The following is a 15,471-nucleotide window of genomic DNA, read 5'->3' on the forward strand; positions in this document are numbered from 1 at the left end:
GGACACTACGACGCCGACCGTCGCGAGTGGAGCATCCGCATGTCGAAGCCGAGGATCTGCCAGACCCGATGGACGATGGGCGGCGCGCCGATCAGCCGTAGCTGTGATTGGCATGCCTGCTCCAGGGCTGCGGCAGCCCGAACGCCAAGGAACGACAGTTCGCTCACGTCGAGGTCGACGGGGCCGTCTGGAAGCGCCGCGAGCGCGCCGACGAGGGCGGGCACGCCGAAGGCATCGATCTCGCCGTCGAGGACCGGGCCGGATGTTCTGCAGTACAAGCCGAACGGGGTGCAGGAGCCGGCGGGGCCATGGCGAAGGGGGTGCAGGGCCATCACCGCTTCGGCCTGATCATCGATCACGCCGATGTCGTAGGCGCATAGCGCGGCCATCGGATTGCCTTGGGCCATCCACGCGTCGGCGACATGTTCCCAATGAGCGTGGCTGGCGTGGCGAGTCGGGTCTGCGATGAGCGGCGTTATGTCGCAGAACACGCGAAGGCCACGGTAGCCGTCGGCAATCGCCTTTCCCACCGCATCGGAGTATCGGGCAAGCTGGGCATCCACGTCGATCGGCGCGGATAGGTCGTGAAGCTCATCGATGCCGACATGGACGACCTCTTGCAGGGAATCAGCCCCGGGGGCGTCAGTGATTGCGGCGAGTAATCCAGCACCGGCGTCGTCATCGGCGGTGACCGCGATCGGTCGTTGCCCGAGCTTGGCGCCTTCCAATAACCACTCCGCCGCGGCGGCGTCGCGCTCGGATCGGGTCGAGTACGCCCAGCAGGCGTGATCGTTGCAGCCGGTTTCCCGTGCGCTGTCGAAAAACCCGGAGGCCCTCGGTGCAGTCCCCGCAGGCCGAGCCTGCCGAAGATCAGGCTGCATCGCTGCGGCCTCTGTCTGACGAGGAGATCTCCGCCCAGACCGACTTGCCATGGGGGCCGGCGTCGACGCCCCACCGACTACACAGCGCATCGACAACCAGGAGTCCTTTACCGCCTGCTGCTTGGCGTGCCCGATCGAGGACAGGGCGATCCGGGCTCAGGTCCTCAACGGCGATTTCCACCGCGGCGTGAGTGCGGCTGATCGATACGCGGAAGGGGGAAGCGGCATGGATTATGGCGTTTGTCGCCAGTTCGGACACGACAAGGGATGCGTTGTCGATGATCGCGTCTCTGCCCCATGCCTTCAGCCGGTCGTTGACGAACTGGCGGGCGGCCCGCACGGCGCTTGGCACCGGGACGTACAACTCCGTTGATTCCAGGTCGCGAACGACCTCGTTTCGACTTGGCGCGGCCTCGACACCGGGGTCAGCCGACCCGTATGTCTTGGGCGCCACGACGCTGGAGTGCTGAGCGCAAACCTGTTGCACGCTAACCAGATCGGTGGCAGTGGTGAGGATGTCCACGGGATAGGCGCAATAGAGGGAGAACTCATGACTGGCCAGAAGGTCGTTCCACATGGCTTCGAGCTCGATCGCCGTAGCAACGTCATCGGCGGCCCACAGCAGTGCCACCATCTCCCCGAACGCGCGCACCCGGCGTCGGCCACTGCTCGCCGCGGTGATCACTCCGCCGATCACCTCGACGAATCGGTCCCGGTGCAGGGCGCCGTCGATCATGAATTTCGCCAACGTCTCCGCGGCGTCCAGGGCGCGGTAGCGGCCGGTTCCACGGGCTGCGCGCAGGTCGACACCGTGCTCGGCGAGCCGACGGGCGAAGGCATCGCAGTGTGCCGAAGTCGCGATGACCACCACCGCGTCATCGGAAGCCAACCCGTCGGCCAGGTAGCGGCTGACATCATCAACAACATCATCGTCGGCGTGATAGATGTTCACGACGTGGTCATGCGGCTCCGGGGAGACTCTCCCGTGTCCTGCTTGGGTCATGGTGGTTGATCCTCCGGACTCGTCGCCGTCGCCTACCGTGAGCATAGACTTCGCAGCCGTCAGGCCGGCCTCGAAGAACCTCTGTTCCTGGCCCGGTGCCGGCTACGCGGTAACCGCGGCGGATTCCTCCGACACGACGCTCCGCTTGGCGGGCATCCAGCCCGGCGGGCCGAAGATGTACCCCAGCTTGTCGCGCCAGCGGGACGCCCGCCGCACGTCGCGGACAATCGCCACATACTCGTGCGTCTGCAGCGTCCAGATGTTGTAGGTGTCGACCTGCTTGGTCAGTCCGTAGTGCGGGCGGACGGTTTCGGCGGCGAAACTGCCGAAGATCCGGTCCCACACGATCAAGATGCCGCCGTAGTTCTTGTCGAGGTATTGCCGATCCATGCCGTGGTGCACGCGGTGGTGTGACGGCGTATTGAAGACGAATTCTATTGGCGCCCAGAGCTTGCCGATCCGCTCGGTGTGAATCCAGAACTGGTAGATCAGGTTGATCGAGAAGCTGGCGAAGACGATCCACGGCGGCACGCCCAACAGTGGCAGCAGCGCACGCAAGAAGACGTCCCCGCTGATGTTCCACTTCTGCCGTAGTGCGGTGGCGAAGTTGAAGTACTGGCTGGAGTGGTGCGCCTGGTGGGTCGCCCAGATCAGCCGGATCCGGTGCGCCATCCGGTGATAGACGTAGTAGAGCAAGTCCACGCCGACGATCGCGATCACCCACGTGTACCAGGCGTCGGCGGGTAACTGCCACGGTGCGACGTAGACGAACAATGCCGCGTAGCCCAGCAGCGCGATGAAGTTCAGCACCCCGCTGGTGCCGATCGAGACGACGCCCATCCAGATGCTGGCCCACGCGTCGGACCGCTGATACGCCCCGGCCGGTGCGCGCCCGGATTCCGATGTCGCCGCCGAAGCGGCTCCGACCTCCTCGTGCGCAAGCCTGCGGGCGGCGGTCCATTCGATGACCAGCAGCAGCAAGAAGAACGGCACCGCGAATGTCACGGGGTCGTGCATCAGCGGTGGCAACACGTGCGACAAGGCAGCACTCGCGTCCACGTCGAAACCTCCGGAAAAAGCATACGGCTCAGCGGAAGCTGAGCACCTGATCGCCCCACGCGGTGCGCACGTCGTGGTCGAGGTCGTCGACCACGCGGTCCTGGGCGTCGATGACCAGGGTGGCGCGGCCGGGATCGCGGTAGGGCGGCCACACCGGATCGCCCGGCCCGCCGGCCGGCGTGCCGTCGACGGCGAAGTTCAGCCAGCGCCGCCGCATCCGCGCCGAAACCGCCCGACCCGCTTTGAGCCCGCCGAGCTTGAAGGTGGGATCCTTCGGGCCGGCGACCAGATTGCCCCATACATAAGGCAGTTCGGTGGCGTGCGCGGCGCCGAGGCGCAATAGTCGCAGCATCGGGGTGGCGAAGTCGAACCGGTACAGGTAGACCGGTGCCACCTCGCGATGGCCCTCGGCGAACCACACCGACGGCATCCGGAACCCGATGTCGCGAGCCACGCCCATGCCGATGGCCTTGCCGCGGCCGCGGTAGGCAGCGCGGATCCGTTCTTCCTCGGGCAGTTGCAGATCCGGCTGCTCGGCGGCGATCTCGGCGAACATCGCGCGGATCGCCTTGGGCGTGATCGGCATCAGCGGCGACCTCATCCAGCGGAACAGCGCGGCTTCGTGCTTGTTGGTTCCGATGATCAGCGGGACCGGATGCGTGCGGCCGTCGCGGGCCAGCTGCACCGGATGCGCCGGCACCACATCGCCGTCGATGATCGGCGCGAACGCCAGCGTGCCCGGGGTGCGCACCGGAATGTCGTCGAACACCCGCTTGGACGCCGCCAGCAGCGCCGCCGTGGGCACCGACGGCAACCGGTCGGCTTCGTCGGGTCGCACGCCGAGTTCGTCGAGGAACAGCTTCGCGACGCGCCGCGAACGCTCGCGATCGTAGATGGACGTCGCGGGTGAGCTCTGTGCGATCGCCGCTCCGAACAGCCCCGCGGCGGCCGGGCTGGCCAGCAGCGTGGTGATGATCCCGGCGCCGGCGGATTCGCCGAAGACGGTCACCCGATCCGGGTCTCCCCCGAACCCCTCGATGTTCTCGCGGACCCACTGCAGCGCGAACAGCACATCGCGCAGGCCGAGGTTGGTCGTGAACCCGTCACCGAACTCCGACAGGTCCAGGAACCCCAGCGCGCCCACCCGGTAATTCACGGTGACGATCACTGCCTCGCCGCCTGCCGCGAGTGCACGGCCGTGGTAGAGGGGCTGCGCCGACGAACCGAGGACGTAGGCGCCGCCGTGCACCCACACCATCACGGGCTTACCCGCTCCCGGCCCGGTGTCCGAGGCGGCCCACACATTGAGGGTCAGGCAGTCGTCGCCCTGCGGCGCCCCGAGATCGAGCGGGATCCGCGGATCGGTCGGCTGCGGGCACACCGGGCCGACCCTGGTGGCGTCCGCCGGCTCGGACCAGCGCGTGGGCGGTTGCGGCGGTCGCCAGCGAAGCTCCCCCGCAGGCGGCGCCGCGTACCGAATTCCCTTCCACACCTTCACGGTTCCGTCGTCGACGCCGCGGACCGGACCGCTCGCGGTGTCGACGACCGGACCGTCGTCGGCGGTGCGCCCGGCATCGGCCGTCATCAGGACTCCTTGGCGTCGGCGGAAAACTGCCTCACCAGGCTACGCGGGGCACGGCTGGCCTCCGATAGCTTGGTGGCGTGATCAAGTGGGCGTTGCTCGCCGGGGCCATCGCCGCTGAGGTCGCGGCGACGTTGTCTTTGCGTGCCTCTCAAGACCATTCGGTGTGGTTGCTTGTGGTGATCGTCGGCTATCTCTGCGCGTTCGTGTTGTTGGCGATGGTGTTGCGCGCCGGGATTGCGGTGGGAGTGGCCTACGGCATCTGGGGCGCGTTGGGCACCGCGTGTACCGCGGTACTGGCGGCCGTGTTGTTCGGCGACCCGTTCACCTGGCCGATCGTCGCCGGCATCGGGCTCATCATCGCCGGCGTCCTGCTCATCGAGCTCGGCTCGCATCGGGCGGCCGAGACGTGATGTGGTGGACGCTCGCGGGCGCCATCGCGATCGAGGTTGTCGCGACGCTGTCGCTGCGGGCCTCCGACGGCTTCCGCAAGAAGGCCTGGATCGCCCCAGTGGTGCTCGGCTACCTGGCGTCGTTCTACCTGCTGTGGCTGACGCTGGGACTCGGGATGCCGGTCGGCATCGCCTACGGAGTGTGGACCGCGTGCGGGGTCGCGCTCGTCGCGCTGATCGCACGGGTGTTGTTCGCCGAGCCGCTCACCTGGGTGATGGCCTCCGGCATCGCGCTGATCGTGGCGGGTGTGCTCACGATCGAGTTGGCGGGTGCCGCGCACTGAGCACACCGGCCAACGCGAGCACCACCACGCCGGCCACCGGAACGCTGAGCAGACCGACCCGCAGGCTCGTCGCATCGGCGACCAGCCCGACGATCAGCGGCGCGCCGAAGAACCCGATCCGCATCAGCCAGGTCAGCACCGTCAGCCCGCTGCCCGGCCGCAGGCCGGGAAGCTGATCGGCGCGGTGCATGGCGGCGGGGATCAGGGTGGCCACCCCGAAACCCGCGGCGGCGAACCCGCCGACCGTGGCGGGCACCGACGGAAACGCCAGCGCCGCACCCATGCCCGCAGCGGTGAGGACGCCGCCGGCGCGCACGACCGCGCGTTCGCCGAACCGGTCGACGAGCCGGTCCCCGATCAGCCGCCCGACGAACATCGCCCCGGCCAGCGCGATGTACCCGAAGGCGGCGACCGCGCCCGGCGCGTTCAGGCTGTCGCGCAGATACAGTGTGGCCCAAGAACTTCCGGCGTCCTCGACAGTGGCGCCCGCGACCGCGATCACCACCAGGGCCAGCAGTGCGACGTACACCGCCGTCCCGGCGCCACCCGTACCGGTCAGGTGCGCGGCCGGATGGTCGTCGTGATCGGGTCCCTTCAGCAGATACGGGTAGGCGAACGCGACCACCGCGCAGCACAGCGCCGCGGCGATCGTCAGATGCGTGGTCCGGGAGATGCCGAGTGCGATCGCCCCGGCGCCCATCAACCCGCCGACGATCGCGCCCGCGGACCATACGGCGTGAAACGAGTTGATGATGGAACGGCCGTAGTTGCGCTGTAGCCGCAACCCGTGGGCGTTCTGTGCGACGTCGGTGATCGCATCCGATGCGCCCGCGACGAACAACGCCGCAGTGAGCATCAGCGGGCTCGATGCCAGGCCGGCGGCCACGACGAACGCGGCGATCCCGACGGTGCCGACGACCGCCACCCGTGACGAGCGGTAACGCCGGATCAGCGCCGCCGCGGTCAGTCCGGCGACCAGCGCGCCGGCCGAGAACGCCGCGATCGCCGCGCCGTACACCGCGTTCGACAACTGCAGGTCGGTCTTGATCTCCGGATAACGCGGAAGCAGGTTGGCGAAGATCGCGCCGTTGCTCAAGAACAGCGCGGCCACCGCGATCCGGGCCCGCCGGTGCTGCGCCCGCGCCGTGTCCAACCGGTCGGCCGCCATGCGGGCGACCTTACGCGAGGGCGAACAGAGCAGATCACCGCCGAACGTGCCGCGACCGCCGAATTTGCGGCGGTTTCTTCGCTGTGGGTTCGCCTTGGTCTCACGGTGGGTACGCACCGGATCGTGTCGATCCGCGAGTCGCTTCCCCGCCAGGCAAGATTGGCGCCATGACAGTCCAGGTTGAGCTGCCCGCCGCGTCGCTGGTGGAGTTGGCGCGACGCTATGGTGTCGCGGCCGAATACGAGGACTGGACCGGCACGCGAGTGCCCGTTGCCGAGTCGACGCTGATCTCGGTGCTCGCGGCGCTCGGTGTCCCGGCCGCCACCGAGGACGACCGCGCCGCCGCGCTCACCGCGCACGACCGCGAATACTGGGGGTGTCGCCTGCCGCCGACGATCGTCGGCCGGGCCGGTGTCACGTCGCCGTTCTGGGTCCACGTCACGCACGGCGGCCCGGTGGCACTCCGGATCCACCTGGAGGACGGGACGGTCCGCGCGAATCTGCGTCAGGTCGAAAACAACCGGCCGCCTTACGATCTGGACGGCAGGTTGATCGGCGAGGCGACGTTCGAGTTGCCCGCCGACCTCCCGATCGGATACCACCGGCTGCACCTGCAGGCGGACTCGGCGGAGACGAGCACGCCGATCATCGTCTCGCCGGCGTCATTGCAACCTCCTACCGGCCGGCAGTGGGGGCTGGCCACCCAGTTGTACAGTGTGCGGTCTGAAAGGTCCTGGGGCATCGGCGATCTGACCGACCTGACCGATCTCGCGGTATGGTCGGCGGCCCGACATGGCGCGGGCTTCATCCTGGTCAACCCATTGCACGCGGCCGCTCCGGTCGCGCCGATGGAACCGTCGCCCTACCTGCCCACGTCGCGTCGCTTCGTCAACCCGATCTACCTTCGCGTCGAGGCCGTCCCCGAGTACGCCTACGTCCGTCGTCGCAACCGGATGCGCAAGGCGCGTGAGTACCTGCAGGCACGGGCCGGCCGTACCGACCAGATCGACCGCGACGCCGCGTGGCGGGGCAAGCGCGCCGCGTTGGAGGCGGTATACGCGGTGCCGCGTTCTGTGGGGCGGGAGCTGGCCTACGCCGCCTACCGCGAGCGCGAGGGCGGCAGCCTGGACGACTTCGCCGTCTGGTGTGCGCTCGCCGAGCGGCACGGCGCCGACTGGCATCGTTGGCCACCCGAGCTGCAGCATCCCGCGAGCGAGGCCGTCGCGGACTTCGCCGCCGAGAACGCCGAGGCCGTCGACTTCCACCGTTGGCTGCAGTGGCAGCTCGACGACCAGCTGACCGCGACGCAGGCCACCGCCCTGCAGGCGGGCATGAGCCTGGGCGTCATGCATGACCTGGCGGTCGGGGTGGACCCCAACGGGGCGGATGCATGGGCACTGCAGGACGTGCTGGCACTCGGGGTCACGGCGGGTGCGCCACCGGACGAGTTCAACCAGCTCGGCCAGGACTGGTCGCAGCCACCGTGGCGACCGGACCAACTCGAGAAGCTCGCCTACGAGCCGTTCCGCGCACTGGTCAACGCCGTGCTACGACACGCGGGCGGCGTGCGGATCGACCACATCATCGGGCTGTTCCGGCTGTGGTGGATCCCGCGGGGCGCGCCTCCCACCCAAGGCACCTATGTGCGCTACGACCATGAGGCGATGATCGGCATCGTCGCGCTGGAGGCGCACCGGGCGGGAGCCGTCGTCGTCGGCGAGGACCTCGGCACCGTCGAGCCGTGGGTGCGCGACCACCTGCGTGAGCGCGGTCTGTTCGGGACGTCGATCCTGTGGTTCGAGGCCGACCGCGACGGGGACGGTGGGCCGCTTCCCGCCGAGCGCTGGCGCGAGTACTGCCTGTCGGCGGTCACGACCCACGATCTCCCTCCGACAGCCGGCTACCTGGCCGGCGAACACGTCCGGCTCCGCGACGAACTCGGCCTGCTGACCCGGCCCGCCGAGGAGGAACTGGCCGCCGACCGCGAACAGCAGGCCGGGTGGTTGAGCGAACTGCGGCGCGTCGGCCTGCTGAGCGGCGACACCGAGGACATCGGCGTCACCGAGATCGTCGAGGCGCTGCACCGCTATCTCGGTCGCACACCGTCGCGGTTGCTGGCGCTGTCGCTGACCGACGCGGTCGGTGATCTGCGCACCCAGAACCAGCCGGGCACCACCGACGAGTATCCGAACTGGCGGGTGCCGCTGAGCGGCCCTGACGGCAGGAAACTGCTGCTGGAAGACGTATTCGAGGATGCCGACGCGGCGAGTCTGGGCGAGATCATGCGGGCCGCGGTGCGCCCGACGGTGTAACACGGGCGGGACTTTCTCCGGTTTCACATTCGAACCGACTGCGATATGTTCGCACCGCGCCGACCTAGGGAGATGCCGTGAACAAGCTTGTTGTGCTCAGCGGTGGGTTCGTCGCTGTCGGTTCCGCGGCACTGGTCGGCGCCGGTATCGCGCTGTCCCAGCCGGCGGCGAACAACTACAACGTGGTCGGTGAGCCGTATCAGAAGGCGCTGCAGATCCTGAAGTCGCAGGGCGTCAAAGGGTCGTTCGGCGGATCGTTCGGCAGCGTGCTGCCGCAGGCGGAGTGCCTGGTCGACCAGCAGAAGATGACGTCGGGCGGCCGCATCCTGCTGATGCTCGACTGCAGCCAGAAGGCGGCCGACATGATCGCCGAGATGGGGCCGTCCGGCGGGCCCAGGGTCGGCAGCAACGGCATCACCACGGTGACGCCCACCCCGGTGGTGCCGATCCAGGGTGCACCCGGCGCGGGTGCGCCGCCGCCAGCCTGACGCCTCAGGCCTCGACCATCTGCCGCAGGCTGGCCAACGTCTTGCTCATATTGCGGCCGACCTGCCGCGCGGCAACCCGGTCCGCGATCAGTCCCAGTAGGTTCCCCGCCGACTCGTAGGACAGCCGGAAGATGACCTTCGTCCGGCCGTCCTCGGTCTCACGCAACCGGAACCGGCCGCGCTGCGACACCCCGGTGATCCCGATCCACGACAATTCGCGCGGCGGGTCGAACTCGACGACCTCGACGGTGCCGCCGATGGGCACCGAGCCCACCTTCCAGTGCACGGTGTAGCGGGCGCCGCGTCCGGCGGGATCGTCGGTCAGCGTCTCCCACCGCTCCAGGCTCGACATGAATTCCGGGTAGCAGCCGGGGTCGCTGACCACCTTCCACACCCGGTCCCGGTCGGCGTCGATGACGCACCGCCGCTGCACCCTCATCGAGCGGGCTCACTTTCGTGCGAACGTAGATTGCCCGCACGCATTTCCGGCGTACCGCGTGACTCGAGCCCACACTCGGCGACGGGAGGACGCATCAGCCCAACACCGGGAAGCGTCGTCGGGCCGCCAGCCGATCCACCCCGGCCTGCAGGCTGGTCAGCACCCTCTTGTCGATCACATCGTCGTCACCGGCCGCGATGTCGTCGGCGTCGATCGGATCCTGCACCTCGATGGCGATCTTGGTCGGCAGGGGCAGCCTCGGCACCATGTCGCTGACGGTCAGGCCCCACGGCGGCGCGACGAGGATCGGCACGCTCTTGAGGCGCGCGGTCTTGTCGACCATCAGCAGCTTGGCCAGCCACTGCCCGCGGTCGAGGAACAGCGCCGCTTCCTGGCCCCCGATGCTGGCCACCGGCACGATCGGCACACCGGCCTCGCGAGCGAGCTTCACGTACCCCTTGCGGCCGCCGAAGTCGACCTCGTGGCGCTTCCACGACGGCCGGAACACCTCGTAATCGCCGCCGGGATACACCAGCAGGGCCCCGCCCGACTTCAGCGCCAGCGTGGCGTTGTCGTGGTTGGCGGCGACGGTGCCGAACTTGCGCAGCGAGCCCAGCCCCGGCATCGACACAACCAGGTTGTGGGCGAGCTGATAGAACGGTCGCTCGACGCCGAAGTACGAGCAGAACGCCAGCGTGAAGACGAAGGTGTCTGGGGGCAGGTTGCCGCCGCTGTGGTTGCCCACCAGCAGCACCGGCCCGTCGGCGGGTATGCGGTCCAAGCCGCGGACGTCGGCGCGGAAGTACAGCGACGCCAACAACCACAGACCCGGGAGTTGCTCCCGGATGTAGTCGGCGTCGCGTTGATCCAGATCGGCTTTCGGAACCCGGGCCGCCACTTGCTGCTTGGCCCACTCGAGAACACTCTCGATCCCCGCCATGAACGAACATATTGACAGCGCGAGCGAACCTGAAACCTGCGTTCCCAGTTACCTCTTTTAGACTGCGTACAAAGGGCTTCGACAGGAGGCTGACATGCTGCGACCGCACCGCTTCGCCCGGGAGATCGATCCGGGGCCAGTCCAGATTCAAGCCCGCAAGGTGCATTTCGACCTGTCGGACATCCCGCTGGAGTGGATCCCGGGTCATCCGGTGGCCTCCACCATGATCAACCTTTTCAACGTGGTGCTGCCGGCCGCCGAGCACTGGTTCGTCCGCACGTACAACGAAGCGCTGCCGCTGGTGCGCGATCCCAAGCTCGCCGACGACATCCGCGGCTTCATCGGCCAGGAAGCGACGCACGCCGCCGCCCACGACGACGTGATCCGAGAGTTCCTCGTCGGCAACGGCGTAGATCCCGCGCCGGTGCTCGACCTCGTCGAGTACATGTTCGAAAAGGTCTTGGCGCCAACACAATCCGATGATCCCGACCGGCGGCTGAACGACCTGTGTGAGCGGCTGTGGCTGATCGCGGCGATCGAGCACTACACCGCGGTGCTCGGCGATTTCGCGCTCAACTCGTCCTGGGACGACCATGACGCCCACCCGACGTTGGTCGACCTGTTCCGCTGGCACGGCAGCGAGGAAGTCGAGCACCGCTGCGTCGCCCACGACGTCGCGGTCTATTTCCACAACAGCTATCCCGACCGGATCCGGGCCATGATGCTTGCGGCGACGGCGATGTTCGCGTTCTTCCAGCGCGGCACCTGGTATCTGCTCAAATCCGATCCGAACAACGACATCGGTTGGTGGACGATGCAGCGAATGCGGATGCGCGACTCCGAACTCGGTCTGCTGCCCAAGTTCCGGACCCTGTTCGGCGTCAACACGCTGGCCTACTTCCGACCCGGCTACTCACCCGAGGAGATGGGCTCGACCGCCCAGGCCGTGGCCTACCTGGCCACCTCACCCGCCGCGCGCGCCGCGCACCTTTGATGGGTCTGCGGGAACGCTACCGGCAACTGCCGGCCAACCCCCTGCGGCAGGGTCGCCGCAGCCTGATGGTGGGGTTCGCCGACGCGGTGATCTCCGGAATGGCCACGGTGGCAGCCGCCACCCGGCGGGTCACGCCGCCGCCCGAACTGGATCGGACGCGTGTGCTGCGGGTCTGCGACCGGCGGGCGGTGGCGCGCGACGAGAACGTGGTGGCGCTGACATTGACCGCCGCCGACGGCGGACCGCTACCGCGGTGGCGTCCCGGCTCGCACATCGACATCACCCTCCCGAGCGGTCTGGTGCGCCAGTACTCGCTGTGCGGCGACCCCGCGCGCCGCGACGCCTACCGCATCGCGGTGCGGCGCATCCCCGACGGAGGCGGGGGGTCGATCGAGGTGCACGACGCGCTGCGGCCCGGGACGACCGTCACCTCGCACGGACCCCGTAACGCGTTCCCGCTCACCGTCCCCGGCTACGGTTCTCCTACCCAGCGGCTGCTGTTCGTGGCGGGCGGTATCGGGATCACCCCGATCCTGCCGATGCTCGGCCTGGCGCAGCGCCTCGGCGTCGACTGGTCGATGGTGTACACCGGCCGCAGTCGCGACAGCCTGCCGTTCGTCGACGAGGTCGCGGCCTTCGGCGACTCAAGTGACTCCTGCTCCTCGCATGCGCGGGTCCGCATCCGCACCGACGACGTCAGCGGCCTGCCCACCGCCGACGATTTGCTCGGCGACTGCCCACGCGGCACCGCGGTCTACGCCTGCGGGCCGGCGCCGATGTTGACCGCGATCCGCGGGCGGCTGGCCGGCCGCGACGACGTCGAACTGCACTTCGAGAGGTTCGCCGCCCCGCCGGTCGTCGACGGCAAGGCGTTCTCGGTGACCGTGGCCTCGAGCGGCGAGTCCGTCGACGTCGGCGCCGACGAGACCCTGCTCACCGCGCTACGCCGGTCGGGGGTGGCTGCGCCGTATTCGTGTCAGCAGGGTTTCTGTGGCACCTGTCGAACCCGCGTGCTCGCGGGCGCCGTCGACCACCGCGACGTGCTGCTCACCGATCCCGAACGCGACGATGGGCTGATGTTGATCTGCATCTCGCGCGCGGCCGAGGGTGGCCATCTGACGCTCGATCTGTAGCTGCGTCTCGTACTATTTCGCCCATGCCGTTGGCCGATGGTGCGACGTTCGCCGGATACACCATCGTGCGACTACTCGGTGCCGGTGGCATGGGCGAGGTCTATCTGGCCCAGCATCCGCGCCTGCCTCGCCGCGACGCGCTCAAGGTGCTTCCCACCTCGGTGTCGGCCGACGACGAGTACCGCCGGCGCTTCCAGCGCGAGGCCGACATCGCTGCCACGCTGTGGCATCCGCACATCGTCGGCGTGCACGACCGCGGTGAATCCGACGGCCAGATCTGGATCTCGATGGACTACGTCGACGGCACCGATGCGGCGCGCCTGCTGCAGGAGCGGTACCCCGATGGAATGCCGCCGCGGGAAGTCGTCTCGATCATCAGCGCCATCGCCGACGCCCTCGACTACGCCCACCAGGGCGGACTGTTGCACCGCGACGTCAAGCCGGCGAACATCCTGCTTGCCCACCCCGACTCCGGGGGCGAACGAATCCTGTTGGCCGACTTCGGGATCGCGCGCTGGGAGAACGACATCAGCGGGCTGACCGCGACGAACATGACCGTGGGCACCGTCTCCTACGCCGCGCCCGAGCAGCTGATGGGTGAGAAACTGGACGGCCGGGCCGACCAGTATGCGTTGGCCGCCACCGCATTTCATCTGCTGACCGGATCGCCGCCGTTTCACCACTCCAACCCGGCGGTCGTCATCAGCCAGCACCTCTCGTCGGCCCCACCGGCGATCGGCGCCGACCGCCCCGACCTCGCGGGCCTGGATCCCGTGCTGGCCAAGGCCCTGGCCAAGGACCCCAAGGACCGCTTCACGCGCTGCGCGGATTTCGCGAGGGCGCTCGGCCACCACCTGGGCGCCGTCCCGCCGGACGCCGACGCCACCCGGCTCGCCGGAGCGGCCACCCGGCCCAAGCGGTCCAAACGGCCCGACCGGCCGCTGCGGCGGGCGAGCGTGATCGTGCCGGTGATCCTCGCCGTGCTGCTGGTCGTGGCGATCGCGGTTGCGGCCTTCGAGTACGGTCGCGCCGACGAAGAGGAAGCCGCGCGCGCCGGCCTCGCCCCGACCACCACGGCAATGCCCACTCCGACGGCGCCCACTCCGACGACGCCCGCACCCACGACTCCCCAGACCACCACGACTCCCCCGACCACGACGGCGACGCCGGACGCTGCACCGGTCGCCGTGATCGGTGCCGACTGCTCGCCCGTCGGCAGCACCGGAACCACAGCGGACGGCTCGACGGCGTACTGCTCGACGCTGCAGACCACCGGCGCCTCGATCTGGTCGCTGACCGAAGGCGACATCCCGAGCCCGACGGTGACCAATGAGCCGACCGACGAACCCCTGCCGGCCGCCGAGGAATCGCCCGTGCGGGTGTGCATGCAGCAGACCGGTCAGACCCGGCGCGAATGCCGCAGGGACATCCGCGAAAGCAACGGCCTGCCCCCGCTGCCATGAAATACGCCGTCATCGCGCCCGTAGCCGCGGGAGTCACTGCCGACCCCGCGTTCATGGCCGCCTTCGCCAAGCACCTGGAGCAGTGCGGGTTCGAGTCGATCGTCGTCGTCGAGCACACCGTGCTCATGTCGCAGTACGACAGCGTCTACCCCTACGACGCGTCCGGTCGCGTCGAGTTGCCTGCCGACTGTGCGGTTCCGGACCCGCTTGAGCTGCTGGCCTTCCTGGCCGGGCAGACCCGTGGGCTGGGCCTCGCCACTGGCGTGCTCGTGCTGCCCAACCACCACCCCGTGGTGCTGGCCAAACGGGTTGCCACGGTCGATGCGCTCTCCGGTGGACGGCTGCGGCTGTGTGTGGGGATGGGCTGGCTCAAAGAGGAGATCGAGGCCTGCGGGACCGACTTCGCCAGCCGGGGCCGACGCGCCGACGAGCAGCTGGCGGTGCTGCGGCTGCTGTGGCAGGACCGCTCCGAGGGAGCCGACTTCCACGGTGAGTTCTTCGATTTCGACCACGCGATGTGCTATCCGAAACCGCTCGCGCACATACCGATTCACATCGGCGGGCACAGCAGGGCAGCGGCTCGGCGGGCCGGCCGGCTCGGCGACGGGTTCCAGCCGCTCGGTGTCGGTGGCGCCGAACTGGCCGAGCTCGTCTCGCTGATGCGCGAGGAGGCCGTGCGCTGTGGACGCGACCCCGGTGCGCTCGAACTCTCGCTCGGCCACCTGGTCACCAAGATCGACGGCGAGCGGGCGGCCAAACTCTCCGAGCGCGGCGCGGACCGCCTGATCCTGGCGATGCCGCCGACGGCCGACATCGACGAAGCGCGCGACATGCTGTCGGAGTGCGCGCAGCGATTGGGGCTTGTCTCATGATGCTGAGCACCGCCGACCGGTTGGCACTGGCCGATCTGGTGCACATCTACGCCTCGGCTGTCGACGACCGCCGATTCGACGATGTCGTCGAGCTGTTCACCGACAACGCCGAACTGCGCCTGCCGGACCCGCCGCGGATTCTGGAGCCGGTGCGCCGCCACCACGGCCGCGACGGTGTGCGCGCGGCCATGGCGTCGCTGGCATCCGTCTCCAACGTGGCCCGGATCGAGCATGCGATCGTCGGAGAGGTGTACGCCAAGGGCGACGAACCCGACTACGCCCTGGGCCGGATCACCTGCATCGCCCACCACTGGACGCTCCGCGGCGAGCACGTCTCCGATCTGGTGTGGCATCTGCGCTACGACGACGAATACCTGCGCACGCGGGCCGGCTGGCGCATC

General features: G+C 68.9%; 15 protein-coding genes and 1 pseudogene. 9 read left to right on the forward strand and 7 right to left on the reverse strand.

Going from position 1 to position 15,471, the window contains the following annotated elements; genetic code table 11:
* Window positions 1-5: 5 nt before the first annotated feature.
* The 4 genes from AU185_RS07320 to AU185_RS07335 all read right to left on the reverse strand — a co-directional run bounded on the left by AU185_RS07320 (window position 6) and on the right by AU185_RS07335 (window position 4,528).
* Window positions 6-971: an MEDS domain-containing protein gene (locus AU185_RS07320; protein ID WP_082683775.1), complete on the reverse strand. Its 966-nt coding sequence runs from the start codon at window positions 969-971 to the stop codon at window positions 6-8.
* Window positions 871-1,884 carry an MEDS domain-containing protein gene (locus tag AU185_RS07325; RefSeq protein ID WP_172800158.1) on the reverse strand — a complete coding sequence of 338 codons (1,014 nt, stop codon included), beginning with the start codon at window positions 1,882-1,884 and terminating at the stop codon, window positions 871-873. Before AU185_RS07325 ends, AU185_RS07320 begins: the two co-directional genes overlap by 101 nt.
* A 102-nt stretch (window positions 1,885-1,986) precedes the next feature.
* A complete protein-coding gene (locus AU185_RS07330) occupies window positions 1,987-2,901 on the reverse strand; it encodes a sterol desaturase family protein (protein ID WP_082683788.1) in 915 nt (304 codons plus the stop codon).
* A gap of 70 nt (window positions 2,902-2,971) precedes the next feature.
* A complete protein-coding gene (locus AU185_RS07335) occupies window positions 2,972-4,528 on the reverse strand; it encodes a carboxylesterase/lipase family protein (RefSeq protein WP_059098572.1) in 1,557 nt (518 codons plus the stop codon).
* Window positions 4,529-4,605: 77 nt separating this feature from the next.
* Here AU185_RS07335 and AU185_RS07340 point away from each other — a divergent pair, with 77 nt between their 5' ends.
* Together AU185_RS07340 and AU185_RS07345 are read left to right on the forward strand one after the other, a co-directional pair.
* The gene (locus tag AU185_RS07340) at window positions 4,606-4,938 is read left to right on the forward strand and encodes a DMT family transporter (RefSeq protein ID WP_059098573.1); all 333 of its coding nucleotides are present in this window, start codon (window positions 4,606-4,608) and stop codon (window positions 4,936-4,938) included.
* Window positions 4,938-5,261: a DMT family transporter gene (locus AU185_RS07345; protein ID WP_059098574.1), complete on the forward strand. Its 324-nt coding sequence runs from the start codon at window positions 4,938-4,940 to the stop codon at window positions 5,259-5,261. Before AU185_RS07340 ends, AU185_RS07345 begins: the two co-directional genes overlap by 1 nt.
* Here the strand turns inward: AU185_RS07345 and AU185_RS07350 are convergent.
* Complete coding sequence (locus AU185_RS07350; RefSeq protein ID WP_059098661.1) at window positions 5,230-6,429, reverse strand: MFS transporter; 1,200 nt, start codon at window positions 6,427-6,429, stop codon at window positions 5,230-5,232. The genes AU185_RS07345 and AU185_RS07350 overlap by 32 nt on opposite strands.
* Before the next feature lie 167 nt (window positions 6,430-6,596).
* On the opposite strand from AU185_RS07350, the gene malQ reads away from it, so the two are divergent.
* Window positions 6,597-8,741 (forward strand): 4-alpha-glucanotransferase, encoded by a 2,145-nt coding sequence (gene malQ, locus AU185_RS07355; RefSeq protein WP_059098575.1) that lies wholly within the window; start codon window positions 6,597-6,599, stop codon window positions 8,739-8,741.
* A 77-nt stretch (window positions 8,742-8,818) separates the two neighbouring features.
* A complete protein-coding gene (locus AU185_RS07360) occupies window positions 8,819-9,229 on the forward strand; it encodes a hypothetical protein (RefSeq protein ID WP_059098576.1) in 411 nt (136 codons plus the stop codon).
* Window positions 9,230-9,233: 4 nt separating this feature from the next.
* Here the strand turns inward: AU185_RS07360 and AU185_RS07365 are convergent, their stop codons facing one another.
* Both AU185_RS07365 and AU185_RS07370 read right to left on the reverse strand, forming a co-directional pair.
* On the reverse strand, window positions 9,234-9,668 hold the full coding sequence (locus AU185_RS07365) for an SRPBCC family protein (RefSeq protein WP_059098577.1): 435 nt from the start codon (window positions 9,666-9,668) through the stop codon (window positions 9,234-9,236).
* 94 nt (window positions 9,669-9,762) lie between these two features.
* Window positions 9,763-10,608, reverse strand: coding sequence for a lysophospholipid acyltransferase family protein (locus tag AU185_RS07370; protein WP_059098578.1), 846 nt, complete (start codon window positions 10,606-10,608; stop codon window positions 9,763-9,765).
* A 94-nt stretch (window positions 10,609-10,702) separates the two neighbouring features.
* Here AU185_RS07370 and AU185_RS07375 point away from each other — a divergent pair, with 94 nt between their 5' ends.
* The 5 genes and pseudogenes from AU185_RS07375 to AU185_RS07395 form a co-directional block, all read left to right on the forward strand.
* Complete coding sequence (locus AU185_RS07375; protein ID WP_059098579.1) at window positions 10,703-11,602, forward strand: metal-dependent hydrolase; 900 nt, start codon at window positions 10,703-10,705, stop codon at window positions 11,600-11,602.
* On the forward strand, window positions 11,602-12,735 hold the full coding sequence (locus AU185_RS07380) for a PDR/VanB family oxidoreductase (RefSeq protein WP_059098580.1): 1,134 nt from the start codon (window positions 11,602-11,604) through the stop codon (window positions 12,733-12,735). The genes AU185_RS07375 and AU185_RS07380 overlap by 1 nt, the downstream gene beginning before the upstream one ends.
* A 23-nt stretch (window positions 12,736-12,758) precedes the next feature.
* A complete protein-coding gene (locus AU185_RS07385; RefSeq protein ID WP_059098581.1) occupies window positions 12,759-14,198 on the forward strand; it encodes a serine/threonine-protein kinase in 1,440 nt (479 codons plus the stop codon).
* Window positions 14,195-15,070, forward strand: a complete 876-nt coding sequence (locus tag AU185_RS07390) for an LLM class F420-dependent oxidoreductase (protein ID WP_059098582.1) — start codon at window positions 14,195-14,197, stop codon at window positions 15,068-15,070. Before AU185_RS07385 ends, AU185_RS07390 begins: the two co-directional genes overlap by 4 nt.
* A pseudogene (locus AU185_RS07395) lies at window positions 15,070-15,468 on the forward strand (nuclear transport factor 2 family protein); the annotation flags it as partial. The gene AU185_RS07390 and the pseudogene AU185_RS07395, both read left to right, overlap by 1 nt.
* Between the last annotated feature and the right edge of the window lie 3 nt (window positions 15,469-15,471).

Origin of the sequence: Mycobacterium sp. GA-0227b (assembly GCF_001499855.1) — a bacterium.
Lineage (GTDB): Bacteria > Actinomycetota > Actinomycetes > Mycobacteriales > Mycobacteriaceae > Mycobacterium.